Origin of the sequence: Gordonia bronchialis DSM 43247, from assembly GCF_000024785.1 — a bacterium.
Classification (GTDB): domain Bacteria; phylum Actinomycetota; class Actinomycetes; order Mycobacteriales; family Mycobacteriaceae; genus Gordonia; species Gordonia bronchialis.
The window spans coordinates 2,009,392-2,033,783 of record NC_013441.1 but is presented as its reverse complement, the minus strand read 5'-3'; the positions used below and the strand labels follow the sequence as shown (position 1 = coordinate 2,033,783).

Annotated in this window: 26 protein-coding genes; 1 reads left to right on the top strand and 25 read right to left on the bottom strand. The window is 67.2% G+C overall.

Annotation, left to right across the window (positions count from 1 at the left end; all coding sequences use genetic code 11):
- Window positions 1–57: 57 nt before the first annotated feature.
- The 9 genes from GBRO_RS09525 to murA all read right to left on the bottom strand — a co-directional run bounded on the left by GBRO_RS09525 (window position 58) and on the right by murA (window position 8,880).
- A complete protein-coding gene (locus GBRO_RS09525; protein WP_012833745.1) occupies window positions 58–1,584 on the bottom strand; it encodes a VWA domain-containing protein in 1,527 nt (508 codons plus the stop codon).
- Between the two features lie 19 nt (window positions 1,585–1,603).
- The gene (locus GBRO_RS09520; protein WP_012833744.1) at window positions 1,604–2,869 is read right to left on the bottom strand and encodes an AAA family ATPase; all 1,266 of its coding nucleotides are present in this window, start codon (window positions 2,867–2,869) and stop codon (window positions 1,604–1,606) included.
- Window positions 2,870–2,954: 85 nt separating this feature from the next.
- The gene (gene mdo, locus GBRO_RS09515; protein WP_012833743.1) at window positions 2,955–4,247 is read right to left on the bottom strand and encodes an NDMA-dependent methanol dehydrogenase; all 1,293 of its coding nucleotides are present in this window, start codon (window positions 4,245–4,247) and stop codon (window positions 2,955–2,957) included.
- A gap of 207 nt (window positions 4,248–4,454) precedes the next feature.
- Window positions 4,455–5,231: an energy-coupling factor ABC transporter ATP-binding protein gene (locus GBRO_RS09510; RefSeq protein ID WP_012833742.1), complete on the bottom strand. Its 777-nt coding sequence runs from the start codon at window positions 5,229–5,231 to the stop codon at window positions 4,455–4,457.
- A gap of 20 nt (window positions 5,232–5,251) precedes the next feature.
- A complete protein-coding gene (gene cbiQ, locus GBRO_RS09505) occupies window positions 5,252–6,028 on the bottom strand; it encodes a cobalt ECF transporter T component CbiQ (protein WP_012833741.1) in 777 nt (258 codons plus the stop codon).
- Between the two features lies 1 nt (window position 6,029).
- The gene (locus GBRO_RS09500) at window positions 6,030–6,434 is read right to left on the bottom strand and encodes a PDGLE domain-containing protein (RefSeq protein ID WP_012833740.1); all 405 of its coding nucleotides are present in this window, start codon (window positions 6,432–6,434) and stop codon (window positions 6,030–6,032) included.
- Complete coding sequence (locus GBRO_RS09495) at window positions 6,431–7,159, bottom strand: energy-coupling factor ABC transporter permease (protein ID WP_012833739.1); 729 nt, start codon at window positions 7,157–7,159, stop codon at window positions 6,431–6,433. Before GBRO_RS09495 ends, GBRO_RS09500 begins: the two co-directional genes overlap by 4 nt.
- A 156-nt stretch (window positions 7,160–7,315) precedes the next feature.
- The gene (locus GBRO_RS09490) at window positions 7,316–7,615 is read right to left on the bottom strand and encodes an ArsR/SmtB family transcription factor (protein WP_012833738.1); all 300 of its coding nucleotides are present in this window, start codon (window positions 7,613–7,615) and stop codon (window positions 7,316–7,318) included.
- Window positions 7,616–7,623: 8 nt separating this feature from the next.
- The gene (murA, locus tag GBRO_RS09485; protein WP_012833737.1) at window positions 7,624–8,880 is read right to left on the bottom strand and encodes a UDP-N-acetylglucosamine 1-carboxyvinyltransferase; all 1,257 of its coding nucleotides are present in this window, start codon (window positions 8,878–8,880) and stop codon (window positions 7,624–7,626) included.
- 80 nt (window positions 8,881–8,960) lie between these two features.
- On the opposite strand from murA, the gene GBRO_RS09480 reads away from it, so the two are divergent.
- Window positions 8,961–9,572: a cob(I)yrinic acid a,c-diamide adenosyltransferase gene (locus tag GBRO_RS09480; protein ID WP_012833736.1), complete on the top strand. Its 612-nt coding sequence runs from the start codon at window positions 8,961–8,963 to the stop codon at window positions 9,570–9,572.
- Between the two features lie 17 nt (window positions 9,573–9,589).
- Here the strand turns inward: GBRO_RS09480 and GBRO_RS09475 are convergent, their stop codons facing one another.
- The 16 genes from GBRO_RS09475 to rpmE all read right to left on the bottom strand — a co-directional run bounded on the left by GBRO_RS09475 (window position 9,590) and on the right by rpmE (window position 24,150).
- Window positions 9,590–10,054 carry a DUF2550 domain-containing protein gene (locus GBRO_RS09475; RefSeq protein WP_012833735.1) on the bottom strand — a complete coding sequence of 155 codons (465 nt, stop codon included), beginning with the start codon at window positions 10,052–10,054 and terminating at the stop codon, window positions 9,590–9,592.
- A 225-nt stretch (window positions 10,055–10,279) separates the two neighbouring features.
- Complete coding sequence (locus GBRO_RS09470; protein WP_012833734.1) at window positions 10,280–10,663, bottom strand: F0F1 ATP synthase subunit epsilon; 384 nt, start codon at window positions 10,661–10,663, stop codon at window positions 10,280–10,282.
- A gap of 9 nt (window positions 10,664–10,672) precedes the next feature.
- Window positions 10,673–12,121 (bottom strand): F0F1 ATP synthase subunit beta, encoded by a 1,449-nt coding sequence (gene atpD / locus GBRO_RS09465; protein ID WP_012833733.1) that lies wholly within the window; start codon window positions 12,119–12,121, stop codon window positions 10,673–10,675.
- Window positions 12,122–12,187: 66 nt separating this feature from the next.
- A complete protein-coding gene (locus GBRO_RS09460; protein ID WP_012833732.1) occupies window positions 12,188–13,120 on the bottom strand; it encodes a F0F1 ATP synthase subunit gamma in 933 nt (310 codons plus the stop codon).
- Window positions 13,121–13,180: 60 nt separating this feature from the next.
- The gene (atpA, locus tag GBRO_RS09455; protein ID WP_012833731.1) at window positions 13,181–14,809 is read right to left on the bottom strand and encodes a F0F1 ATP synthase subunit alpha; all 1,629 of its coding nucleotides are present in this window, start codon (window positions 14,807–14,809) and stop codon (window positions 13,181–13,183) included.
- Window positions 14,810–14,923: 114 nt separating this feature from the next.
- Complete coding sequence (locus GBRO_RS09450) at window positions 14,924–16,273, bottom strand: F0F1 ATP synthase subunit B/delta (RefSeq protein WP_012833730.1); 1,350 nt, start codon at window positions 16,271–16,273, stop codon at window positions 14,924–14,926.
- A complete protein-coding gene (locus GBRO_RS09445) occupies window positions 16,274–16,774 on the bottom strand; it encodes a F0F1 ATP synthase subunit B (RefSeq protein ID WP_012833729.1) in 501 nt (166 codons plus the stop codon).
- Window positions 16,775–16,822: 48 nt separating this feature from the next.
- Window positions 16,823–17,089: a F0F1 ATP synthase subunit C gene (locus tag GBRO_RS09440; protein ID WP_012833728.1), complete on the bottom strand. Its 267-nt coding sequence runs from the start codon at window positions 17,087–17,089 to the stop codon at window positions 16,823–16,825.
- A 94-nt stretch (window positions 17,090–17,183) separates the two neighbouring features.
- The gene (gene atpB, locus GBRO_RS09435; RefSeq protein ID WP_012833727.1) at window positions 17,184–17,939 is read right to left on the bottom strand and encodes a F0F1 ATP synthase subunit A; all 756 of its coding nucleotides are present in this window, start codon (window positions 17,937–17,939) and stop codon (window positions 17,184–17,186) included.
- Window positions 17,936–18,349 (bottom strand): hypothetical protein, encoded by a 414-nt coding sequence (locus tag GBRO_RS09430; RefSeq protein ID WP_012833726.1) that lies wholly within the window; start codon window positions 18,347–18,349, stop codon window positions 17,936–17,938. The genes atpB and GBRO_RS09430 overlap by 4 nt, the downstream gene beginning before the upstream one ends.
- Window positions 18,350–18,637: 288 nt before the next feature.
- Entirely contained in the window at window positions 18,638–19,849 is a 1,212-nt protein-coding gene (locus GBRO_RS09425; RefSeq protein ID WP_012833725.1) for an MraY family glycosyltransferase, read from the bottom strand.
- 3 nt (window positions 19,850–19,852) lie between these two features.
- Complete coding sequence (locus GBRO_RS09420) at window positions 19,853–21,082, bottom strand: serine hydroxymethyltransferase (protein ID WP_012833724.1); 1,230 nt, start codon at window positions 21,080–21,082, stop codon at window positions 19,853–19,855.
- A 13-nt stretch (window positions 21,083–21,095) separates the two neighbouring features.
- Window positions 21,096–21,755 (bottom strand): L-threonylcarbamoyladenylate synthase, encoded by a 660-nt coding sequence (locus GBRO_RS09415; RefSeq protein ID WP_012833723.1) that lies wholly within the window; start codon window positions 21,753–21,755, stop codon window positions 21,096–21,098.
- 4 nt (window positions 21,756–21,759) lie between these two features.
- Window positions 21,760–22,704, bottom strand: coding sequence for a peptide chain release factor N(5)-glutamine methyltransferase (gene prmC / locus GBRO_RS09410; RefSeq protein ID WP_012833722.1), 945 nt, complete (start codon window positions 22,702–22,704; stop codon window positions 21,760–21,762).
- A complete protein-coding gene (gene prfA, locus GBRO_RS09405; protein WP_012833721.1) occupies window positions 22,701–23,795 on the bottom strand; it encodes a peptide chain release factor 1 in 1,095 nt (364 codons plus the stop codon). The genes prmC and prfA overlap by 4 nt, the downstream gene beginning before the upstream one ends.
- Window positions 23,796–23,922: 127 nt before the next feature.
- Window positions 23,923–24,150 carry a 50S ribosomal protein L31 gene (rpmE, locus tag GBRO_RS09400; protein WP_012833720.1) on the bottom strand — a complete coding sequence of 76 codons (228 nt, stop codon included), beginning with the start codon at window positions 24,148–24,150 and terminating at the stop codon, window positions 23,923–23,925.
- Window positions 24,151–24,392: the final 242 nt, after the last annotated feature.

Sequence of the window (24,392 nt, the reverse complement as noted above, 5' to 3'; positions counted from 1 at the left end):
GACCTTCATCTCTCCCGTTCCGTCGTCTTCGCCGATCCTACGCGCGCCGGCGGCGTCTCATGAGCCGTAAGCGTCGACCGAGACCTGCTCGAGTTCACTGAGGTTGTGCACCACGTGCACCCGGTCGCAGTAGGTCGCATACGCGGGCAGGTCGCAGGCGCCCAGACCCCATGAGTAGCTCGCCTCCGGTGTGATCCAGATGGTCTCGCGCGCCCGGCGGGTGATCTCGGCGAACGCCTCCAGGTTGGCGTCGCGACCGTTGTTGCGGCCATCGCCGAGCATGATGACGGTGGTGCGGCGCGTCACCGCACCACCGAACTCCTCCAAGAATTTCCCCAGCGCCGCGCCGTAATCGGAGTCCGCGTCGGTGTCGAGGACTCCACCGTTCTGCAGTCCGGAGACCACCAGTGACAACGCGTCCTCCGGCGGATGTTCGGCGAACAGGTCGGTGATCTCGACAAGGTCGGCGACGAAGGCGAACGACCGCACGTGGGCGACCATCGACTGCAGGCCGTGCACCAGCTGCAGCGTGAACCGCGCCGCGGCACGCACCGACAGCGAGACGTCGGCCAGGATGAGCAGGCTCGGCCGGTCCTCGACCTTGGCGACGGTGACGGGCCGGAAGGGCACGCCGTCGTAGCGGAGGTTGGCCCGCATGGTGCGCGCGGCATCGACGGTGCCACGCGCCGCCGTCTTGCGCCGGGCGCGCGGGGCACCGTGCAGGCTGCGGATGAGCCGACGGATCGAGTCCTCCAGGCCGGCCCGCTCATGCTCGTGGATGATGTCGCGGACCTCGGCCTTCACCTCGCGCTCCTCGATCTGATGGTCGGTGGCCATCAGCGCCTCGAGGTGATCGCGCAACTTCTCCGGCAGACCGTCGAGCAGTCCGGCCAGCGCGCTGCGCAGCGCCGCGAGTTCCTCGGCATCGGGTTGCGGACCGGAATCCGACTCGGGGTCCTCGAGCCAGTTCAGCAGCGCCATCTCCTGCGCGACAGACAGTTCCACGTCGAGCTGGGTGCGATTGTCGGTGACCAGTTCCCCGGGACGGCCGGGATTGGCCAGCCGCGACACCGTCAACTGCACACGTGCGGCGGCCTCGGCATTGGGCACCTCGTCGGCCGACAGCACTATCTCGTCGGTCAGCGACGCCATGTCCAGGCGGTTGGCCTCCTGGTGGAGGTTGTACTGCTCGGCGAGGTCCTCGGGATCGAAGTACTCCTTGAGGTTCGACGGCGGGCCGTGACTGTGACCCTGCTGCGGTGTCTGACTGATCTCGTCGGACAACGAGTACTCGGTGAGCTCACCGGTGTCCGACAGATCATCGTGGGTATGCGAATGCCCGTGCGCGTCGGCGCCGTCCAGCACCGGCGCAAGGGCGAAGAACCGATCGAATACCTCGTGGAAGGTGCCCTCGTCGCGGCGGTCCTTCACCAGGCACACCTCGAGCGCCGAGCGCAGCAGTTCACGATCGCCGAGGATTTCCGCGGTGGCGGTGGCAGACATCGCGTCCATCGCCTCGGAGACACCGATCCGGATGCCGTGCAACCGCAATAGCCGGACGAACCGATGAATGGCGGCTTCCATGCGTCGACTCCTGCGACCGTCAGAAGGGGCGTCGGCCGGCGCCGCCACCACGAGACTTGAACGATCGGCTGCCCTGCCCCGGACTCACCGTGCGGGTGCCGGCGTCGCTGTTGGCACCCGGGGACCCGTAGTAGTCCGCGCCGTGGCGCCCCGGAGTGTCCTTCTCGGCACGCTTGGCCTGGCCGCTGTTGTCGTGATCGCCGTGGGAATGACCGTGATCATGATCGCCGTGGGAATGATCGCCGTGGGAATGACCGTGCGAATGCGAATGTCCATGGGAATGGCGGTGTTCGGGTACCTCGGCGTTCGGATCGACCAGCTTCGGCAACGCGTCGACCGCGCGCGCGAGATCGCGGTCGTACTTCACCACGACGTTGGCCGTCTGGGCGAGCACCTCGGCGGTCAACTCCTCGGCACCGAGCACCGCCAGCGTGCGCGCCCAGTCGATGGCCTCGGAGATGCTCGGCGCCTTGCGCAGATCCAGATCGCGCAGACCGCGCACGATCTCGACGAGCTGGGCCGACAACGTCTCCGAGAGTCCGGTGTTCTTGGATTTGATGATCTCCAGTTCGCGCTGCGAGTCGGGATAATCCAGCGACAGGTGTAGACACCGGCGTTTGAGCGCGGCGGACAGATCGCGAGTGTTGTTGGAGGTCAACACGATCATCGGCTGATGGGTCGCCACAAAGGTCCCGATCTCGGGCACCGAGACCTGGTATTCGGCCAGCAGTTCCAGCAGCACCGCCTCGAGTGCCTCATCGGCACGGTCCACCTCGTCGACGAGCAGGACCACGGGCTGCTCGGAGCGCACCGCCTCCAGCAGTGGGCGCGGGGCGAGGAAACGTTCGGAGAAGAAGACGCTCTCCTCGGCGCCGATCCGGTCCACGGCCTCGGCCAGCGTCGACGCGTCGGCAACCACCTGGCTGATCTTCTCCCGCAGCACCTGTGTGTAGAGCAGCTGTTTGCCGTAGTCCCACTCGTATAGTGCCGTTGTCTCGTCCTGGCCCTCGTAGCACTGCAACCGCAGGAGTTCGCGTCCGGTGACCTGCGCCAGGGTCTTGGCGAGTTGGGTCTTGCCGACGCCGGCGGGGCCCTCGAGGAGGATGGGCTTTCCCAACCGGTGCTGAAGGAAGACCGTGGTCGCCAATCGCTGATCGGCGAGATAGCCTGCGGCGGCGAACTTCTCGATCACATCGGCAACATCCGCGAAATCACCGGGCGGTGCGGTGGAATCCGGTTCTTCGTCGGATCCTGCGGACGAATCGGAAATGATCTGCACGCTCATCGTGTCTCCTGGTCGGGGGCGTATCTGCTCGGGGGGCGTGGTGTGGCCGGCGCCTTGGGGGCACGGCGCCGGCCACACCACACGACTAGGTCAGCAGGTCGTCGAGGTCACCGTTGAACGCGTGATCGACGACCGGACGGACGGTTTCGAAGGTGCACTCCTTGGGGTTGCCCGGTGTGCACGCGTCGCCGAGGACGTGATTGGTGATCGCGTCGATGGATTCGGGCGCCCCGGAGATCTCCTTGCGGTTCTCGTAGAACTTGGTCGGGCCCGTTCCCAGCCGGTTCTTGATGTGCGAATCCTGCGTCACGTCGGTGAACTTCTCCGGGATGCCGACATCGCGCAGCAGACGGATGGCGGCGTTGAGGGCCTGATCAGCGGCCTGTACCTTGGTCATGCCGTGGGTATCGACACCCATCGCCTCGGCGAGGTCGGCGAAGCGCTCGTAGAGCACCGGCATGTTGAACGCCCACACACGTGGCAGGGCGATGGCGTTGTTCAGACCGTGATGGGTGTCGTAGAACGCCGAGACCGCGTGGCTGATGGAGTGGATGATGCCCAGTCCGCCGGAGTTGAAGGCTTGCGCGGCAATGTATTGCGCGTACATCATGCCTTCGCGGCCGGCAAGTTCGGTGGGGTTCCAGGTGGCTTCGCGCAGGTGGCGTGCGGTCAGACGAACCGCATGCAGCGCGTTGCCCATCGACGGCGGGAAGTTCAGGCGGGAGACATACGGCTCGGAGGCGTGGGCGAGGACGTCGAAGCCGCACTGTGCGGTGAACGCCACCGGGCAGTCGTAGTAGAGCACCGGATCATCGATGGCCAGGGTGGTGACCGACGCGTCGTCGAAGGCCACGTACTTGTGCGGCTTGTCGGGGTCGGTGGTGGTGTCGGTGATGACGTAGGCCCACGAGGTCTCCGAACCGGTACCCGCGGTGGTGGACACCGCGATGTGTGGGGGGTTCTTGGGGTTCTCACTCTTGTTGAATCCCTCGAACTCGTTGATGTTCCGGCCGTCGTGGGCCACGGAGATGCGCGCGCCCTTACAGGCGTCGTGCGCCGAGCCGCCGCCGATCGAGATGAACGAGTCGCACTTCTCCGCGTTGTACATCGACACCGCGTCCATGACGTTGTAGTCCTTGGGGTTCGACTCGACCTGGTCGAACAACACCACGTCGAGGCCGTGGTACTTGCACGACTCGACGATCTTGTGGACGGTGTCACTGCCGCGCAGCCCGGTGGTCATGATGAGTGTCTTCTTGAAGCCGAGTTTGAGTGCCTCGGGTCCGATCATCTCGTGTGCGCCGGGCCCCATCATCGCCCGCGGAAACGGGTGGAACTCCTTGATGGGGAACGGTTTCAGTAGTTCGTCTACCTGCATGATGACTATCCTCCTGCGAGCTGGCGCTTGCGTGTCGCGGTCTTCGATGGAGCATGGTGGCGGCTTCGGTGAAGCACTGGCGACGTTACGCAGGTCACAGGCCGACCAGAAGTGATCGAGCGCCGAACCGTCCCTTCCGCCCGCCGGGCCGGCCGGAGGACGGGTGGGCACCTGACCGATCGGAGAGGTTCGGACCCGTCCGTGCGGTCAGGTGTGAGCGCGGTCGGCGCCGGTGCGCGCGGCCAGCAGGACATCGGCGTCGAAACCCCACGGCAGTTCGAGCCGGTGCGCAGCGAGCAGTTCTGCGTCACAGAGGATCTCGGCGATCGGCCCGTCGGCCACGATGTGACCGTCGTCGACGATGACCGCGCGGTCACAGAGCTGGGCCGCATAGGGCAGGTCGTGGGTGACCACCAGCATCGTCTGCGGCAGATCGGCCAGGGTCTGCGCGAGTTCCCGGCGGGCGACGGGGTCGAGATTGGCCGACGGTTCGTCCAGCACGAGAATGTCTGGGCGGCAGGCCAACACCGTCGCAAGCGCGCCCCGGCGACGCTGCCCGCCGGACAGGTGATGCGGGCTGCGCCGGGCGTGTTCGGTCATCGCCACGACGTCGAGGGCCGCGTCCACCCGCTCGGCGAGCTGCTCCCCGCGAACCCCGAAGTTGGCCGGCCCGAAGGCGACGTCCTCGATGAGCGTCGGCATGAACAACTGGTCGTCGGGATCCTGGAAGACCAGCCCCACCTGCTGGCGGACGTCACGGATCGTTTTGCGCGACAACCGTATCCCGTTGATCGCGACGGTCCCCGCACTCGGCGTCAGCACGCCGTTGAGATGCAGCATCAGCGTCGTCTTCCCCGCGCCGTTGGGTCCCAGCAGCGCCACCCGCTCACCGGGACGGACGGCAAGATCCACCCCGTCGAGTGCCACATGACCATCCGGGTAGGTGTGTCCCAGCCCGGCGATCTCGATCGCGTATCCGGTCATCGCACTCCTCGTCGCTCCCCTCACCGCACACCCCAGGCCGTCACGGCGACGGCCACCGCGGTCGCCGCGGGCGTCAGCACGATGACCCACTGTCGCCGCGTCGCACGCACCGACGTCGTCACCGGAGCCATCTCCGGGATGGTGCCGGTGAAACCACGCGACATCATCGCCAGGTGCACCCGCTCGCCCCGCTCGTAGGAACGCAGGAACAGCGAGCCGACGCCCTTGGCGATCGCACCCGCCTGATGGGCCATCCGTGGTGAGTCGCCCCGCGCGAGCCGTGCGATGTGCTGGCGGCGGATCTCGGCGGAGAGGACATCGATGTAGCGCAGCATCATCACGATCACCGGGGTGATCGTCGCCGGGACACCGAGCCGTCCGAGCGCCCGGGGCAGTTCGCGGGCCGGTGTGGTGGCCGCGAAGGTCAGCGAAGCCGCCACTCCCAGCGTTCCTTTGATCACGATGCCCCAAGCGGCATAGAGCCCGGCCACCGACAGCGAGAGGCCGGCCACCGACAACCGCTCGCCGCCCTCGGTGAAAGGCAGCAGGACGGCGAGCACCACGAACGGGGCCTCGATGAGCATCCGCGGCGCGATCCAGCGCAGCGGTACGTTCCCCAGCCGCCACACGACGACGAGAATGAGGGCGAAACACAGGTAGGGCCAGAACATCTCACGCCCGGTGGCCACCACGGCGAAAACGAAGACCACCAGGCAGACCAGCTTCACCTCGGCAGGGGCACGATGCACGCGCGAGCCGTGCTCGAGGTAGAGCGGATGTGCGTGGCCCGCTCCCATGTCAGGCGTCGATCCCCGGCGCCCGCGACCGCCGACTGCGGGCGATGAGCCAGAACACGCCACCCGCCAGTGCCAGAGTGACGAGCACCCCGATCACCCCCGCGAGACCGTTGGAGTCCCCGAGGCCGCGCACCGAATACTCGGCCAGCGGAGACGACGCCATCGCGTGGTCGGTGGCGTGCTGCGCGATGCAGTCGCCCCGCAGCTGTTCGGCACCGTTCACCACCACCGTCTTGCACCCGCGCTGAGTTGCCGAATCCAGCCCGTCGGGTGCCGAACTCGCGAAGTAGGAGATCACGCCGGCGACCAGCAGGGCCACCACGGCGAAGCCGATGAGGAAGTGGCGCAGCCTGATTCGCGGCGCCGAAGCGGCAGCCTGATCCTCGTCCGATCGTGTGTGGCTCATACCGGGACTCCCGTCGGCGTGGTGGATCTGCGGGAGGCGAACCGCAACAGGTAGACCAGGTCGGGACGGGCCCGCGCGACCGCAACGACGGTGACGGCGGTGATCAGGCCCTCCCCCACGCCGATGAGGACGTGGGTGCCCCACATGTACACCGCGACGGTTCCCAGCGACGTGGTGGCGGCACCACCGAGTGCGTACTCCACCACGAATCCCGTGGCCGCACAGACTGTTCCGCACAGGGCCGAGACAAAGGCAATCGCTGCCAGGCCACCGGTCGGCAGCGGACGGGCCCGGATCAGCCGGACGAGCACGACGGCGACGAGGTAACCGGCGAACGTGGAGATGAGTGCCATGTTGGTGATGTTGGCGCCGAGCGCGGTGACCCCGCCGTCGGCGAACAGAAGCGCCTGGACGACGAGAACGATCGCGATACACAGCGCTCCGGTGTAGGGGCCCACCAGGATCGCGGCCAGCGCGCCGCCGAGGAGATGACCGCTCACCCCGGGCAGGATGGGGAAGTTGATCATCTGCACGGCGAAGATGAATGCCGCCACCAGACCGGCCATCGGGACGGCCTTCTCATCGAGGTCGGAGCGGGCGCGCCAGGCGCAGATGGCCAGACCGGCGAGCGCCACCACGCCGAACAACGCCGATGTCGGCGCATTGATGATGCCGTCACTCATGTGCATCGCGACGGACGTGGTGGTCGGTGAGATCGAGGACATGAGAAGACGGTAGGACCGCCCCCGACACCTGTCCACTTATTCAGATGTTTACGTGAACATACTGTCCGAGTGGACAGGGCGCGGGCACACCCGGTGGCCAGTGACGGTGCGACGGTCTCGGCTCGGTCGCCCTGGCTGGGCGTGTCTTCCACACGCCTAGTGGCCGGCGCCCATCCAGTGCAGCAGTTCGTGCACGGTCTCGTCGTCGAGGCGATAGCTCACCGACCGGCCCACGCGGGTGGAGGTCACCCAGCCCTGATGGCGCAGCACCCGAAGCGCTTGTGACACCGCGGTTTCGGTGCGCCCGACGGTGGCGGCGATGTCCCCGACGATGATGCCGGGCCTACGGTGCAGGACAATCAGGATCTCGAGCCGATGCGGATCGGAGAGCAGATCGAAGCGGCGCGACCACGCGGCGATGTCGACGGAGGGTGCGTGCGTGTGCTCGCCGTCCATCGGGTTCCTCAGCCCCCGACCCGTTCGATCTGCGCCCCCAGGTCACGCAGGATCTCCACGAAATGCGGGTAGCCGCGGTCGATGTGCTCGACGTCGTGGACCTCGGTGACACCGTCGGCGACCAGGCCGGCCAGCACCAGCCCCGCTCCCGCCCTGATGTCGGAACACCACACGGGTGCACTCGAGAGTCGCTCGACCCCGCGGATCACCGCGTGGTGGCCGTCGGTACGGGCGTCCGCACCCAGTCGCACCATCTCCTCGACGAACCGGAACCGGGCCTCGAAGACGTTCTCGGTGATCACCGACATGCCCTCGGCGATCGCGGCCAGCCCGATCGCCATCGGCTGCAAATCGGTCGGGAACCCGGGGAACGGCAAGGTCGACACGTTGACCGCGGTCGGCCGGGAGTCGTGCCGGACGCGGAACCCGTCGGAGAAAGTGTCGACGCGGGCGCCGGTATCGACGAGTTTGTTCAGCACCAACTGCAGATGTTCCGGGCGCACCCCGTGCACTGTGACATCACCACGGGTCATCGCGGCCGCAATCCCCCAGGTGGCCCCCACGATGCGGTCCCCGACCACGCGATGGGTCGTCGGGTGCAGCCGCTCGACCCCGCGCACGGTGAGCGTCGAGGTGCCCGCACCATCGATCTGGGCGCCCATCTGCTGCAGCATCTCGCACAGATCGACGATCTCCGGTTCGCGGGCGGCGTTGTCGATGGTGGTCTCACCTTCGGCGAGCACCGCGGCCATCAGGATGTTCTCGGTGGCACCCACCGACGGGAACTCGAGTGCGATGGGCGCGCCGATGAGGGCATCGGCCTCGGCGACCACGCAGCCGTGCTCGATGGAACTGTGCGCGCCGAGCGCACGCAGGCCGGACTGGTGCATGTCCAGCGGCCGTGAGCCGATCGCGTCGCCACCGGGCAGAGCGACCACCGCCCGTCGGCAGCGGGCCATCAGCGGGCCGAGCACACACACCGATGCCCGAAACTGGCGCACGGCGTCGAAGTCGGCGTGAAATTTGGGTTCGGCCGGCGCGGTGATCGTCACCGTGTCACCCTCGGTGGCCACCACGGCACCGAGACCCCGCAACACGTCGGCCATCAGTGGGACGTCGGCGATCTCCGGGGCATTCGTCAGCACCGTTGTGCCCTCGGCCAGCAGGGCGGCCGCCATCAGCTTGAGCACGCTGTTCTTGGCGCCACCCACCGAGACCTCACCCGCCAGCCGGACACCGCCGGTGACCAGAAACCGATCACTCACGCCTGCCACCTTATCGGTCGCCGCGGCGGGGACCGCCTGCCACCCGCGTCCATGTCACCGCCGGGCGCTACATTCGACCAATGGCAGTACACCTGACGCGGATCTATACGCGGACCGGCGACGATGGCTCCACCGGCCTGAGCGACTTCTCCCGCGTCCCCAAGACCGATCCCCGGGTCATCGCCTATGCCGACTGTGACGAGGCCAACGCCTGCATCGGCGTGGCCCTCGCGCTCGGCGGTGGGGTCCCCGACGACATCGCCACCGTGCTCACCACCGTGCAGAACGATCTCTTCGACGCCGGCGCCGACCTGTCCACGCCGGTCATCGACGATCCGAAGTACCCGCCATTGCGGATCGAACAGTCCTACATCGACGCTCTCGAGAGCTGGTGTGATCGCTTCGGTACCGACCTGCCCGCCCTGAATTCCTTTGTCCTGCCCGGCGGCACACCGTTCGCCGCGTTGCTGCATCAGGCGCGGACGGTGACCCGGCGAGCGGAACGATCGGCGTGGGCGGCGGTAACGGCGTACCCCGACGACACGTCGGTGCTGCCGGCCAAGTATCTCAACCGCCTGTCCGACCTGCTGTTCATCCTGTCCCGGGTGGCCAACCGACTTCCCGGATCACCGGACGCCTCCCCGCCCGGCGACGTGACGTGGGTGCCCGGCGGAGACCGCAGCAGAGACTGATCGGCTCGGTTCCCGTCTCAGGCGCTGCGGCGTCGCTGGGACCGATCGGATTGGCGGGATTCGAGCCAGGACTGGAACGCCGTCACGGCGCCCGGAGTCATCGCGAGTTCGTAGGTGCCCGGTCCGGCCTGGTGGTCCGGACGCCCAGCGGTGACGGCCTCCCGCATCTGGAGGACCACCAGGCCGTCCATGATGTCGGTCTCGGTACCCACCGGGTCCCGGCGGCCGGTGATCTCGATGCCCTGCCGGCAAAAGGTCGCCGACGGGCCGGGACGCAGGGAGCTCAGCCGGAAGTACCGGAGTGCCTCGTCGCTGTAGTGGACAGTCCCGTGCCGCCATCCCTCGTCGGCGCCCGCGGGGACCTCACGGAGTAGCACGGGCGTGCCGGCACTGCGCAGCTGACCGAGGCGGTACGCAAGGAGTGCGCACAACGCGACCGCGACCACGAGCAACACGGTCAGCAGCACGGTGAGAAGCGGCAACGCCGGCACCTCCTTGCGACTGACGCGTGGGCACCGGCCTCACCGGTGAATCGTGGGCTGCACGAGTGCCGGGAGCGGGAATCGAAGCGAACGCTCCGAGATGATCACGCGTGATGGGCTGTTGACCACCAGCATGCCATCCGAACAAACGAATCGGCCAGTCACCCGGGTCTGATCCGGGTGACTGCCGATCACATCTGGCTCAGCGGCCGTGGCCGCTCACCGTCACTTTTTCGAAAGGTGCTCTGCCGCAGCCAAACGCGCGTGCGCGCGGTTGTACTCGTCGGTGCCCGGCTCGGCGGAGTCCAACGTCTGCCGCTCGGAGGCGACGTCGGCGTCGTCGGCCCAGTCGGCCGCCTCGGCGAGAATCGTGACCGATTCGCCGGTGACGGACAGGAAGCCGCCTTCGACGGCTGCCGCACGCCGGTCACCCGACTCCTCGACGATCACCACGAAGCCACCCGGCACCAACTGTCCGAGCAACGGTTCGTGATTTGCCAGGACACCGAGTTCACCGACGGTCGTCTGGGCGATCACGAAGGTCGCCTCACCGGAGTACAGCTCACGGTCGGCGGAGACCACCTCCACGTGGAAGGACTTGTCTGCCATGTCGATGCGCTACTTTCCGGCGATCTTGGCGGCGGCGGCCTCCACGTCGTCGAGTCCACCGCAGCTGTTGAACGCCTGCTCGGGAAGGTGATCGAACTCGCCCTTGCAGACGCGGTCGAAGGCCTCGATGGTGTCGTTGAGCGGAACCACCGAACCCGGCTGACCGGTGAACTTCTCGGCCACGAGGAAGTTCTGGCCGAGGAACTTCTGGATACGACGCGCGCGCTGCACGGTCACCTTGTCCTCTTCGGACAGCTCGTCCATACCGAGGATCGCGATGATGTCCTGCAGTTCCTTGTACTTCTGCAGGATGCGCTTGACCTCGTTGGCGACGCGGAAGTGCTCGTCGCCGACGATCGAGGCCTCCAGGATGCGCGAGGTCGAGGTCAGCGGGTCCACAGCGGGGTAGATACCCAGCTGCGAGATCGGACGCGAGAGCTCGGTGGTCGCATCGAGGTGGGCGAAGGTGGTCGCCGGCGCCGGGTCGGTGTAGTCGTCGGCGGGCACGTAGATGGCCTGCAGCGAGGTGATCGAACGACCCTTGGTCGAGGTGATCCGCTCCTGCAGCTCGCCCATCTCGTCGGCCAGGGTCGGCTGGTATCCCACCGCGGACGGCATGCGGCCGAGCAGCGTGGAGACCTCCGAACCGGCCTGGGTGAACCGGAAGATGTTGTCGATGAACAGCAGAACGTCCTGATGCTTCTCATCGCGGAAGTACTCCGCCATGGTCAGCGCGGACAGGGCCACGCGCATACGCGTGCCCGGCGGCTCGTCCATCTGGCCGAAGACGAGTGCGGTGTCCTGCAGAACGCCCATCTCCTCCATCTCGAGGTGGAGATCGGTGCCCTCACGGGTGCGCTCCCCCACGCCGGCGAACACCGAGGTACCGGAGAACTCACGCGCGATACGGGTGATCATCTCCTGGATGAGCACGGTCTTGCCCACGCCGGCGCCGCCAAACAGGCCGATCTTGCCGCCCTTCACGTACGGGGTCAGCAGGTCGATGACCTTGATGCCGGTCTCGAGGATCTCGGTCTTGCCCTCGAGCTCGTCGAAGGGCGGCGGCTTGCGGTGGATGCTCCACTGCTCGCCGTCACGACCGGTGCCGGGGGCGTCGAGGCAGTCACCGAGCGCGTTGAACACGTGGCCCTTGACGACGTCGCCGACGGGCACCCGGATGGGATGGCCGGTGTCGGTGACCGGGGCACCACGGACCAGGCCGTCGGTCGGCTGCATGGAGATGGTGCGCACCAGGTTGTCACCGAGGTGCTGCGCCACCTCGAGGGTCAGCGTCTTGGCCACCGCCTCGAGCTTCACCTCCGCGTGCAGCGCGCTGAACAGGACTGGGATCGAGCCCCGCGGGAACTCGATGTCAACCACGGGGCCGATGATGCGGACCACGCGTCCGTCGGCGGAACCCGCCGAGGACGCGGAGGGAGTTTCTACTGCTGCGGTCATGGTGCTTGGGTCACTTCCTCTTCGATCGAAGTATGGGGTCTCGAGCCGGCGGAGCGGCGCGTCCGGCTAGTTGGCCAGCGCGCTCGAACCACCGACGATCTCGCTGATTTCCTGGGTGATCTGTGCCTGCCGAAGCTGGTTGGCCTCACGCGACAGCGACGTCGAGAGCTCTTCGGCGTTGTCGGTCGCGGCCTTCATGGCGGTGCGGCGGGCCGCCGATTCCGACGCCGAGGAATCCAGCAGTGCGGCGTAGACGCGGGTGGCCACGTACTTCGGCAGCAACGCGTCCAGCAGTGTCTCGGCGCCCGGCTCGAAGGAGTAGTTGCGCGAGCTGCTGTCGATCTCGGCCTCACTCTCGTCGTCGTACTCGGACACCACCAGCGGTGCGATGCGACGAACCTCCGGTGACTGGGTGAGCATCGAGACGAACCTGGTGTAGACCAGGTGCAGCTCGTCGATGCCTTCCAGCGAACCGTCACCATCCGGGCGGTCGACCTGTTCGCGCGATCCGGCGAGGAACAAGTCGACCAGGAAGTTGGTCGCCTGTGCCGCGTCGGAGTACTCGGGAGCCTGGGAGAACCCGGTCCAGGAGCCGGCCACCTCGGTGCCCCGGAAGCTGAAGAACCCGACACCCTTGGTGCCCATCACGAAGATGACCGGCTCTTTGCCCTCTTCGCGCAGCAGCGCGATGAGTTCGCGGGCCGAGCGCAGCACGTTGGCGTTGTAGCCACCGCACATACCGCGGTCACTGGTCACCACCAGAACGCCGGCGCGCTTGGGCTTCTCGCGTTCGACGAGCAACGGGTGGTCGAGCGAACCGGAGTTGCTGGCGAGCTCGGAGAGCACCTCGGTCATCTCGTGGGCGTACGGCTTGGCCGCCGCCACCCGCGCCTGCGCCTTGGTGATCCGTGAGGTCGCGATCAGTTCCTGCGCCTTGGTGATCTTCTTGGTCGACTGCACCGACCGGATGCGCGAGCGCAGCTCACGAATGCTGGCCATGCTCCCTCACCCCTTTCTGTTCTCTGGGCTGCGAGCCCGGACGTCGACTGCCCTCGAAGGTCACTTGCGGATCTTGATCTCTTCGTGTTCGACGTCCTCGGAGTCCATCGCAGCGGTCTCGGCCTCGTTGACGACGCGCTGGCCGTCATGGGTGAGATAGCTGTTCTTGAACTTGTTGGTCTCGTCGACCAGCGCCTCGGCCTGATCGTCGGTGAGCACCTGGCCGCCGGCGATGGAGTCGTAAACACCCTTCGCGTTGTGATGCAGGTGGCTGAGCAGCTGCGTCTCGAAGTTGCGGATGTCGTCGACCGGGACCGAGTCGTAGTGACCCTCACCGCAGAGGTAGATCGAGACGATCTCGTCCTCGACGGAGTACGGGCTGTACTGGTCCTGCTTGAGCATCTCGACCCAGCGGGCACCACGCTCGAGCTGAGCCTTGGAGGCGTCGTCGAGGTCGGAGGCGAACGCCGAGAAGGCCTCGAGCTCACGGAACTGGGCAAGCTCCAGACGCAGCGAACCGGAGACCTTCTTGAGGCCCTTGGTCTGCGCGGCACCACCGACGCGGGACACCGAGGTACCCACGTTGATGGCCGGGCGGACGCCCTTGTTGAACAGGTCCGACTCCAGGAAGACCTGACCGTCGGTGATCGAGATGACGTTGGTCGGGATGAACGCGGAGACGTCGTTGGCCTTGGTCTCGATGATCGGCAGACCCGTCATCGAACCGCCGCCCATGTCGTCGGAGAGCTTTGCGCAACGCTCCAGCAGACGCGAGTGCAGGTAGAAGACGTCGCCGGGGTATGCCTCTCGGCCCGGCGGGCGACGCAGCAGCAGCGAGATGGCGCGGTAGGCCTCGGCCTGCTTGGTCAGGTCGTCGAAGACGATCAGGACGTGCTTGCCCTGGTACATCCAGTGCTGGCCGATGGCCGAACCGGTGTAGGGCGCGAGCCACTTGAAGCCGGCCGAGTCCGACGCCGGGGCGGCGACGATGGTGGTGTACTCGAGCGCGCCGGCTTCTTCGAGGGCGGTCTTGACGCCGGCGATGGTGGAGCCCTTCTGGCCGATCGCGACGTAGATGCAGCGCACCTGCTTGTCGGGGTCGCCGGACTCCCAGTTGGCCTTCTGGTTGAGGATTGCGTCGATGCAGACCGCGGTCTTGCCGGTCTTGCGGTCGCCGATGACGAGCTGACGCTGTCCACGACCGATGGCGGTCATGGCGTCGATGGCCTTGATGCCGGTGGCCAGCGACTCCTCGACCGGCTGACGCTCGAGCACGGACGCGGCCTGCAGTTCGAGGACGCGCTGCTCCTCGGCCTCGATGTCGCCGAGACCGTCGATGGGGGCGCCCAGCGGGTCGACCACGCGGCCGAGGAACTTGTCGCCGACCGGAACCGAGAGCACCTCGCCGGTCCGGCTGACTTCCTGGCCTTCTTCGAGGTCGGCGTACTCGCCGAGGATGACCGCACCGATCTTGTCCTCGTCGAGGTTCAGTGCCACACCGAGCACGCCGCCGGGGAACTGCAGCAGCTCGTTGGCCATCGCGCCGGGCAGGCCGCTGACGTGAGCGATGCCGTCCGCGGTATCGGTGATGGTGCCGACCTCGTCGCGCGACGCCTCGGCCTCGAACGACGAGACGTACTGCTCGATCGCTCTCTTAATCTCGTCTGGTGAGATCGTCAACTCCGCCATGGGTTCTCGTTCTTCCTTGTTCTCATCCGGCTTGCGAGCCCGGGTGTGGTGGTGGTCGTGGGTGGTGTCAGCGTGGGTATGTCGGTCAGACGGCAGGTCGGCTACGGCTGTGGCTCAGCGCGGCAGCGTCTCGGTCGCCTTGGCCAGCCGCGTCGCGATGTCGGCGTCGATGATCTCGTCGCCGACCCCGATCCGCAGGCCGCCCAGGATTTCGGGACGCACCTCGGTCTGCACCGAGATCGTCCGGCCATAGATGTTGCCCAGCACCGACGACAGCCGCTGCGTCTGCTCATCGGACAGCGGGGCCGCCGAGACGACATGCGCCACCGACTCGCCACGGCGCGCGGCCGCGAGCTCGGCGAGGTGATCGACCGCCAGCTCGGCGGGCTGACCGTGCAGCAGGGTGATGGTGTGCGAGAGCAGATTCCAGGTGTGCTCATTGACCTGACCGCCGATGAGCTTCTCCAGCAACGCATTGCGCTTGTCCGCGGGATGGGTGAAGTCCGACAGCAGCGAGGCCAGTTGCGGGTTGGCCTCCAGCAGACGGCTCACCCGGAACAGCTCGTCCTCGACCTGCTCGATGACGCCCTCACGCTCGGCGGCGGTCAGCACGATGAGTGCGTTCTGCCTGCGCAGGCCGGTGAGGAAGTCCGCCGACGACGACCAGCGCTGCTTGGCCGCCGAAGCGACCACGTCGACGACGATCGGCGCGACCTTGCCACCGAACAGCGTCGACACCAGCTGCTGCTTGCCCGCCGGGTTGTCCTCGTCCTCGGTGAGCTTCTTGCGCAACACCGGGTTCTTGGTCAGGAACGTGATGACCTCGGTCAGCTCGGACGCCGCCGTCGTCAACGCCGATCCGTCCAGATCGGAAGCCGCGGAATCGAACTCGCGCGCCACCGTCCGTGCCGCGTCACGGCTGCTCGCGCGCATGTGGTGCAGGCCGATGAGTTCGGCGCTGTGCGGCACATCGCTCGACGGCGTGCTCGACGCCATCGATTCGAGCTCACCGATCACGCGGTCGATGCTGGCCGACTGGTTCTGTTCGTCCGACAGATGTGAACGCACCAGCTTGCCCGCACCGTCGATGGCGGTGAGACCCAGGTCGGTCCGCAGTCGGCGGACCAGATTGGCCCGGGTGAGCTCCACCTGCGACTTGCCATGCTCGGTGATGCGGCGGACCTCGGCGTCGGCCTGTGCCTTGATGTCCTCGCGGATCGCCTTGGCGTCCTCGAGAGCCAAGGCGTGCAGTTCGGCCGCCTCCGCCTTGGCCTCGGCCAGCGCGCGGTCGTGCGCGGCCTGGGCGTCGGCGAGACGGGCCTTGGCCTCTTCGCTCTCCGCCACATGGCGCTCGATGGTGTCCTTCTGGTTGCCGACCGCACGGGACAGCGGCGGCCGCACGAACTTCCAGAACAAGAAGACGATGAGGGCGAACCCGATGAGGTTGCCGATGAAGATGTCCACCTAGTTCACCTTTTCCTTCTCGGCCGAGATGTCGGTGCCGAGGACCCGGCCGGCCAGCGTCGCCGACAACCGTTCCACATCGGCTCGCGCGGTGCTCGCGGCCCGTTCACCCTCGGCGGCCAGTGACTCCGAGGTCGCGGCGAGAGCGGCGTCGGCCTCCTGGGTCGCGCGTCGTTTCGCCGCCGCGAGTTCCTCGTTGGCCTCGGCTCGGGCCTCGTCCCGGATGCGAGTGGCGTCGCCCCGTGCCTCCTTCAGCGCAGCCCGGTACTGGGTGTCGGCATCTTCGTAGATCGCCGCGGCGCTCTTGTTGTCCTCGATGGTCTTCGCCACCATCGCGTCGCGCTCGTCGAGCACCTTGACGATGGGCGGAACGACCATCGTGCGGATGACGACCAGGACGATGACGAAGATGAGCAGACACACGAAGAACGTGCCATTGGGGATGAGGAAGTTCGGCGGCTTCTCCCCCTCTTCGGCGGCCGCGGCGAGATACTGCATCATGTTTGCGTTTCCCCTATCGGAACTGCGTCAGGTTGGCGGCGGACGGAATTACTGTGCGCCGCCCTGACCCGAGATCGGGGTGGCGAAGACGAACAGCGCCATGAACGCCAGGTTGATGAAGTAGGCCGCCTCGACCAGACCGACGGTGATGAAGAACGGGGTGAAGAGTCGTCCCTGGGCCTCCGGCTGACGCGCGATGCCGGCGATCAACTGGGCACCGGCGAGACCGTCACCGATGCCGGCACCGATTGCGCCGCCACCCATGATGAGGCCGCCGCCGATCAACGCGCCCAGACCAATCAGATTGGGATCCATGGAGAGTTTTCCTTTCGGGTGAAACTGACAATGGGATTGTCAGGTCTTTGGGTCCCGTCCGGCGGCGCCGTCCGGGGGTCGTGCGGTCAGGTGGTCAGTGGTGGTCCTCGTCGAGTTCCATCGCCTGGCTGAAGTACAGGATCGTCAGCAGCGAGAAGATGAAGGCCTGGATGAGACCGACGAACAGGTCGAAGGACTTCCAGATCGCGTTCGGGAACCACATGATGTAGGCCGGGAAGATCGCGATCAGCGCGACCATGATGCCGCCGGCGAAGATGTTGCCGAAAAGACGGAGAGACAGCGAGACCGGCTTGGCGATCTCCTCGATCAGGTTGATCGGCGCGAGGAACGCGACGTGGCCCTTGAGCAGCTTCACCGGGTGGCCGATGACGCCGCGGCGCTTGACGCCGGCTGCGTGGTACCAGACGAAGACGAACAGGGCCATCGCGTAGACGAAGTTGACGTCACTGGCCGCCGGCTTGAGCAGCTCGTGCACGCCGCCGGAGGAATCGGCGTACTGCACCGGCAGGACCGAGAGCCAGTTGGCGACCAGGATGAAGGTGAACAGCGTCACCGCCAGCGGCAGGACGAAGCCGGCGATCCGCATCCCGATCGCGCTCTCGATCTGCTGGCGCATCTGGACCGTCAGGACCTCGAAGTACAGCTGCACCGTGTTGGGCCGCTTGGACGTCATCTTTGCCTTGACGAAGAACGCCATCGCGATCACGATTGCCGCGGCGATGGCCGAGGACAGGATCGTGTCGGTGTTGAACGTCATCCCCCAGAGTTCGACGGTCTCGTGGACGCCGACGTGGATCTGGGCCTCGGCCAAATAGGTCGTATCCGTCATAGCTGCTTGCGCAGTCCTTTCATCACCGGAATCACCACGTTCAGCACCAGGATCACCTGGCCGATCGCGAGCCCGAACATGACGCCCAGCCCCTCGGGCTGAACCAGGAACGCCGCCGCGAGGGCCACCAGCGTGATGGCGCCGAGTCGGGCGGCAGAGTTGAGTGCCAACGACTTCTTGTGCGGGTTGGGTGCGGCCGCCACGGTGTCCACGACCTGCCGGACCATCGCCGCGTTCACGAACACGCCACCGACACCGACGAGGAAGAAGACCGCGAACAGCGGAGCACCGAGATAGATCGAGAATCCCGCGACGACGGCAGTAACGATCACCGCCATCACGGCCGGACGGCGCAGCCCGGTCGGCGCCTCGGGATAGACGGGGGCCGAGTCAGGGGCAGATGTCGTCATTCGCCTCTCCTCAACTCGTCCGGCCCCGCACCATGATTGGGCACGAAGCACTGCGCGTGCGTGCAGCGGCCATGGCCGCTGGGCGTAAGCTCGCGTTTCGACTGTGACCCTACCAACAGCGGGTGTCTCGCCTCACCGGGGGGTATGTCCCGGGCGACGGTTGGCCCGCTGTGTCGTCGGGCCGTTGCGTGGCATGACCGGCCCGATGACTACTACACGGGATAGTACACGAGTTTTTACCATCTCCTTACCCGGGGCCGAACGCTCGGTCGGCGAGTCCAGACGCGCTCATCGAAACGCCCGGGTCGCCGTCCGGAACTCTGCGAACCGGCGATGCAGCCGGGGCGCCATCGTGACCAGCATGGCGATCACCAGGCCCCCGCCGAAGGCGGGCGCGACCACCGAGAGCGGGAAGATCGTGCTCGCCGCCACCGAGAAGGCAAGGACCCCCACCCAGAGATAGATGATCAGCGCCACCCGCCGCTGCGAATGCCCCAGCTCCAGGAGACGGTGATGCAGATGCATCTTGTCCGGGGTGTAGAACCCGACTCCGGCCCGCGTCCGGCGGATGACGGCGAGGAGCATGTCGAGCATCGGCACGAACACCACCGCGGCCACCAGCAGCAACGGCGACAGCAGCGTGAAGACGTCGGCGGGCCCGTAGGCGTTCACCGCGATACGTCCCGACGCACTGGTCGACGCCGCGGCCAGCATCAGGCCGATGAGCATGGCCCCCGAATCGCCCATGAAGATCCGCGCCGGGGAGAAGTTGTGCGGCAGGAACCCGAGACAGGCACCGGCCAGGACCACCGAGATCAGGGCCGGCGGGTAGTAGCTGACATCGCCACCCTGGTCGCGCAGCAGTCCAAGCGAGAACATGCAGATCGCCGACGCCGCGATGAGACCGAGACCCGCGGCCAGCCCGTCGAGTCCGTCGATGAAGTTGACCGCGTTGATGGTGGCAACCGTGATGATGACGGTCAGCAGCCCCGACTGCAACGGATCCAGCACGAGGGTGCCGATTTCGCCGAACGGCACCGGGACCTGCAGCCAGCTGATCTTCATCAACACCATGACGCCGGCGGCGGTCACCTGGCCGACGAACTTGGTCAGCGCATCGAGGCCCCACCGGTCGTCGACGGCTCCGACGAGCACGATCACCGCTCCCGCCGCGATCACCGCACCCATGTCGGTGGTGTAGGCGAAGCCCCGATTGAGCGCCGGCAGGTTGGCGGCCAACGCGATCGCCGCCACCACCCCGGCGAACATGCCGAGCCCACCGAGTCGCGGGGTGGGGATGACATGGACGTCGCGCACGCGCGGCACCGCCACGGCGCCGGTACGGATCGCGATCACCCGGACGGCGGAGGTGAGCAGATAGGTGATGGCGGCCGCGGTCAGGCCCACCAGCAACAACTCCCGCAACGGCACGCCCGCACCACCACTGGCCGCCCAGATCAGCACGTGATCGGGGGTGGTTGCGGGCTCGGGCACTGCCACAGGCTACCCGGCCGGCAGATCGGTGATCTGCCCACGGATCCGGGCGTGCGGTCCGCCGTCGTCCCTTGACCCGACGGGCGAACGCAGGGCCTCGACGATCCAGTCGGCGAGCAACGGCATGTCCTGGGTCCCGAGTCCGGCGAGCGTCACCGACGGTGTGCCGATCCGCACCGCGGAGCCCTGGCTGACCGGCCGGGTGTCGAAGGGCAGCACCGCCTTGTCGACGACGATGCCCGCCGCGTCGAGACGCCGCTGGGCCTCGACCCCGGTCAGGTCCAGACTCGTCACGTCCACCACCGCGAGATGGGTATCGGTGCCGCCGGACACGATGCGCAATCCCCGCTCGGTCAGGGCCGCCGACAGCGCGGCCGCATTGGCCACCGCCGTTCGCACGTACGCGGCGAACTCCGGGGTGGCGGCCTCGGCGAAGGCCACGGCCTTGCCCGCGATCGCGTTCATCGCGGTGCCGCCCTGCACGAATGGGAAAACCGCCTTGTCGAGCACCACCCGGTGGCGCCCGGGCGCGAGGATCAGACCGCCGCGGGGACCGCGGAGCACCTTGTTGGTCGAGACGGTGACGACGTCGGCGTAGGGCATCGGCGATGCGGCCACACCTGCGGCCACCAGACCGGCCAGATGAGCCGCGTCGACCCACAGGACGCATTCGGCCTCGTCGGCGATCTCGCGCAGGACCGCAAAATCGTAGAACCGCGAATAGGCCGCGCCGCCGGCTACCAGGATGCGCGGGCGATGCACGAGCGCGAGGTCGCGGACCTGGTCGTAGTCGATGCGTTCGTCACTCGTGCGCACCCCGTAGTGCAGCGGGCTGAACCATCGGCCGGAGAAGTTGGCCCGCGAACCGTGGGTCTGATGGCCGCCCTGATCGAGGCGCAGGGCCAGGACCGGGTCACCCGGCTGCGCGAACGCCGCGTACACGGCGACTCCGGCCGCGCTGCCCGAGTTGGGTTGGACATTGGCGTACGGGGCGTCGAAGAGCTCGCGGGCGCGATCGATCGCGAGCCGCTCGACGTCGTCGACCACCTCGCAGCCGCCGTGATACCGGGCACCGGGGTAACCCTCGGCGTACTTGGTGTCGAAGACCGATGCCATCGCGGTGCGCACTCCGGCGCTCGGCTCGGTCTCACTGGCGATCAGCTGCAGCGATCGGGTCCGACGCAGCTGCTCACGTCCGATGAGGGCGTCGACCTCGGCGTCGCCGGTGCGATCGGTCATCGCCGGCCCGGCCTCATCGTGTCTCCAGCAGACTGGCCGGGTCGACGTCGAGGACCTCGGCCACCTGCTCGGTGGTGACGGCGCCCACCCGCAGGATGCGGGGCACCGGACCGGTCACGTCGACGATGGTGGAGGCCTGGGCGGCCGGGGCCGGTCCCCCGTCGAGGTAGACGGCGACGTCCTCACCGAGTTGCGCCCGGGCGTCGTCGGCGGTGGTCGCGGGCCGCTGCCCCGAGACGTTGGCACTCGACACCGCCATCGGGCCGACCTCCCGCAACACCTCGATCGCCACCGGATGCAGCGGCATCCGCAGCATCACGGTGCCGTCGGTGTCGCCGAGATCCCACGCCAGCGAGGGTGCCTGTTCCACAACGAGACTCAGCCCACCGGGCCAGAACGCCTCCACCAGGTCGCGGGCGGCCTGTGAGACCGTCAGCACGAGACCGTCGATGGTGTGCCAGGAGCCGACGAGAACCGGGACCGGCATGTCGCGACCGCGGTTCTTGGCGGCGAGCAACGCGGACACGGCATCGGAATCGAAGGCGTCGCAGCCCAGACCGTAGAGCGTGTCGGTCGGCATCACGACCAGGCGCCCGGCCTTGATCGCGCCGACGGCGGCACGGATACCCGCGCTGCGACTCTCCGGATCGTTGCAGTCGAAGACGATGCTCACCCGTTCATCCTCGCATGTCCGGGTTCGCCACCGAGCGCCCCGACACCCCGGTGGACCGAACGGCCGTGACGAACCGAGGCCGGCCGGCCAGGTCCCGGTGTGACTCGATATCGGCGAAAACTCCTGCGTCCCTGAGCTCTTGGACCACCAGACCGGCTGTGGTGTCGTCGTGTTCGATGGCCACCGACCCCCCGGGGGCAAGGACCCGGGCGATCCCGGCGATCATCGGCGTGATCACCTGCATCCCGTCGGGCCCGCCGTAGACGGCGAGGTCGGGGTCATGGGCCACCTCGGCACCCACGGTCGCGGTCGTCGGCACATACGGCGGATTACTGACCACGAGATCGACCGACGCGTCGTCGAACAGGGCGCTCATCGCGTCGTGATCGGTGACATCGGCGCGGTGCACATGCACGCGGCCGGCGGGTCCGAGTCGTTCGACGTTGCGCCGCAACCAGGTCAGCGCGGCGTCGTCCACCTCGACCGCAACGACCTCCGCGGCGGGTAGCCGATGTGCGATGGCCAACGCGAGAGCACCACTGCCACTGCACAAATCGACGATGCGCAGCGGCGCGCGACGCTGGGGCGAGGGCAGCCGTCGTAACGCCCATTCGACGATGAGTTCGGTCTCCGGCCGCGGGATGAACACCCCGGGCCCGACCGCGAGTTCCACCGTGCCGAATCCCACCCGCCCGGTGATGTGCTGTAACGGGACCCCTGCCGCGCGCCGATCGACGGCGGCCTCGAACTCGGCCCGGCGGGCGGGTTCGACATGATCGACGAGCAACAACCGTCCGACGTCGACGCCGAGCACGTGCGCCATCAGCCGCCGGGCCTCGGTGTCGGCCGAATCGATACCGTGGCGCGCCAGATCCCGAGCGGCCCACCGCATCAGTCGGACCGGGGTGTCGGGGGTGTCCGGGGCGTCGGGAGCCGGCTGGCCGCTCACTGCGCCTCGAGGCGCGCCTGCCGATCGGCGGCGACCAGGGCGTCGAGCAGGCCGTCCATCTCGCCGCCCAGAACCGCGTCGAGATTGTTGGCCTTGTACCCGATGCGATGATCGGCGATCCGGTTCTCCGGGAAGTTGTACGTACGGATGCGCTCGGAACGATCCACCGTGCGGATCTGGGCGGCGCGCCCCTGCGCGGCCGCGGCCTGTGCCTCCTCTTCGGCGGCGGCCTGTAGCCGGGCCGCGAGTACCTGCATCGCGCGGGCCTTGTTCTGCAACTGGGACCGCTCGTTCTGGCAGGTCACCACGATCCCGGTGGGCAGGTGGGTGATCCGCACCGCCGAGTCGGTGGTGTTCACTCCCTGCCCGCCCTTACCAGACGACCGGTAAACGTCGATGCGCAGATCGGATTCGTCGATCGCGACCTGTTCGAGTTCTTCGGGTTCCGGGTAGATCAGCACCCCCGCCGCCGAGGTGTGGATACGTCCCTGCGATTCGGTGACCGGCACCCGCTGTACCCGATGGACCCCGCCCTCGAACTTCAACCGCGACCAGACCCCTTCGCGCACAGCCTCTTTCGCCTTGATCGACAGCGTCGCCTCTTTGTAGCCGCCGAGATCGGACTCGGTGACGCCCAAAACCTGCGCCTTCCACCCGTGCCGCTCACAGTATTTGAGATACATCCGGGCGAGATCAGCGGCAAACAACGCCGATTCCTCGCCGCCCGCACCGGATTTGATCTCCAGCACGACGTCGTCGCCATCATGCGGATCGCGCGGGGCGAGGAGGTCGGTCAGAGTGGCGTCGAGCTCGGCGACGGTGGACTCGAGAGCCGGGATCTCCTCGGCGAACGCGGGATCATCGGCCGCGAGTTCACGAGCCGCGGCGAGATCATCCCGAGCGGCGACGAGCCGGGCGTGGGTGGCCATCACCGGGGCCAGCTCGGCGAAACGTTTGCCCACCCGGCGTGCGGCGGCCGGATCGTCGTGCAACGCCGGATCCGAGAGCTGCTGTTCGAGGCCGGCGTGCTCAGCGAGGATGTCGTCGATCGCCGACGGACTCGATGTGCCCGATACATCCTGTGCACTCACGTGTCTACCTCGCCTCTGTTGTCACCGAACCCCGGAGGTCACCGAACCCCGAACGTCACCAAACCGCCTGATACAACGCAAACGACGCCCGACCCGGAGCAATACCGGGTGGGCGTCGTCACGAGATCTACTTGGCGTCTGCGTTCTTGGTGCGCTTGCCGTAGCGCTTCTCGAACTTCGCCACCCGGCCGCCGGTGTCGAGGATCTTCTGCTTGCCCGTGTAGAACGGGTGGCACTGCGAGCAGACCTCGACGTTGATACGTCCGTTGGCAGCGGTGCTGCGGGTCTCGAAGGTGTTGCCGCAGCCGCAGACGACGGTGGTCGTCGCGTACTCGGGGTGAATGCCCTGCTTCATGGTGGTTGTCCCTTTCTGTGGTCGCCGGGTCACCGTCGTGTCTCGACGGTGTGAACCGGAACCGGACTCGACCGATCAGTATGCCACGCCCGATCTCACGAACAGAAATCGTGCGGACCGTGCATCTCCTCCTCGGTCACCAGCCTCAACACCTGCATCGGCCCGATTCATTCCCGCGTCACCGACAGCAACTCAGGCAGCCCTTAACTTGGTAAGGCTTAGCTAAGTTAGTATTAGCTCCG

Bases quoted from the DNA above. Each gene is read 5' to 3' on its own strand.
- GBRO_RS09510 (WP_012833742.1), bottom strand. From the start codon at position 5,231: ATGACCGGATACGCGATCGAGATCGCCGGGCTGGGACACACCTACCCG.
- GBRO_RS09490 (WP_012833738.1), bottom strand. From the start codon at position 7,615: ATGGACGGCGAGCACACGCACGCACCCTCCGTCGACATCGCCGCGTGG.
- atpD (WP_012833733.1), bottom strand. From the start codon at position 12,121: ATGACCGCAGCAGTAGAAACTCCCTCCGCGTCCTCGGCGGGTTCCGCC.
- GBRO_RS09525 (WP_012833745.1), bottom strand. From the start codon at position 1,584: ATGGAAGCCGCCATTCATCGGTTCGTCCGGCTATTGCGGTTGCACGGC.
- GBRO_RS09470 (WP_012833734.1), bottom strand. From the start codon at position 10,663: ATGGCAGACAAGTCCTTCCACGTGGAGGTGGTCTCCGCCGACCGTGAG.
- rpmE (WP_012833720.1), bottom strand. From the start codon at position 24,150: ATGAAGCAGGGCATTCACCCCGAGTACGCGACGACCACCGTCGTCTGC.
- GBRO_RS09420 (WP_012833724.1), bottom strand. From the start codon at position 21,082: ATGACCGATCGCACCGGCGACGCCGAGGTCGACGCCCTCATCGGACGT.
- atpA (WP_012833731.1), bottom strand. From the start codon at position 14,809: ATGGCGGAGTTGACGATCTCACCAGACGAGATTAAGAGAGCGATCGAG.
- GBRO_RS09495 (WP_012833739.1), bottom strand. From the start codon at position 7,159: ATGTCCTCGATCTCACCGACCACCACGTCCGTCGCGATGCACATGAGT.
- mdo (WP_012833743.1), bottom strand. From the start codon at position 4,247: ATGCAGGTAGACGAACTACTGAAACCGTTCCCCATCAAGGAGTTCCAC.
- GBRO_RS09445 (WP_012833729.1), bottom strand. From the start codon at position 16,774: ATGATGCAGTATCTCGCCGCGGCCGCCGAAGAGGGGGAGAAGCCGCCG.
- GBRO_RS09520 (WP_012833744.1), bottom strand. From the start codon at position 2,869: ATGAGCGTGCAGATCATTTCCGATTCGTCCGCAGGATCCGACGAAGAA.
- atpB (WP_012833727.1), bottom strand. From the start codon at position 17,939: ATGACGGATACGACCTATTTGGCCGAGGCCCAGATCCACGTCGGCGTC.
- GBRO_RS09430 (WP_012833726.1), bottom strand. From the start codon at position 18,349: ATGACGACATCTGCCCCTGACTCGGCCCCCGTCTATCCCGAGGCGCCG.
- GBRO_RS09500 (WP_012833740.1), bottom strand. From the start codon at position 6,434: ATGAGCCACACACGATCGGACGAGGATCAGGCTGCCGCTTCGGCGCCG.
- cbiQ (WP_012833741.1), bottom strand. From the start codon at position 6,028: ATGGGAGCGGGCCACGCACATCCGCTCTACCTCGAGCACGGCTCGCGC.
- GBRO_RS09460 (WP_012833732.1), bottom strand. From the start codon at position 13,120: ATGGCCAGCATTCGTGAGCTGCGCTCGCGCATCCGGTCGGTGCAGTCG.
- GBRO_RS09480 (WP_012833736.1), top strand. From the start codon at position 8,961: ATGGCAGTACACCTGACGCGGATCTATACGCGGACCGGCGACGATGGC.
- GBRO_RS09440 (WP_012833728.1), bottom strand. From the start codon at position 17,089: ATGGATCCCAATCTGATTGGTCTGGGCGCGTTGATCGGCGGCGGCCTC.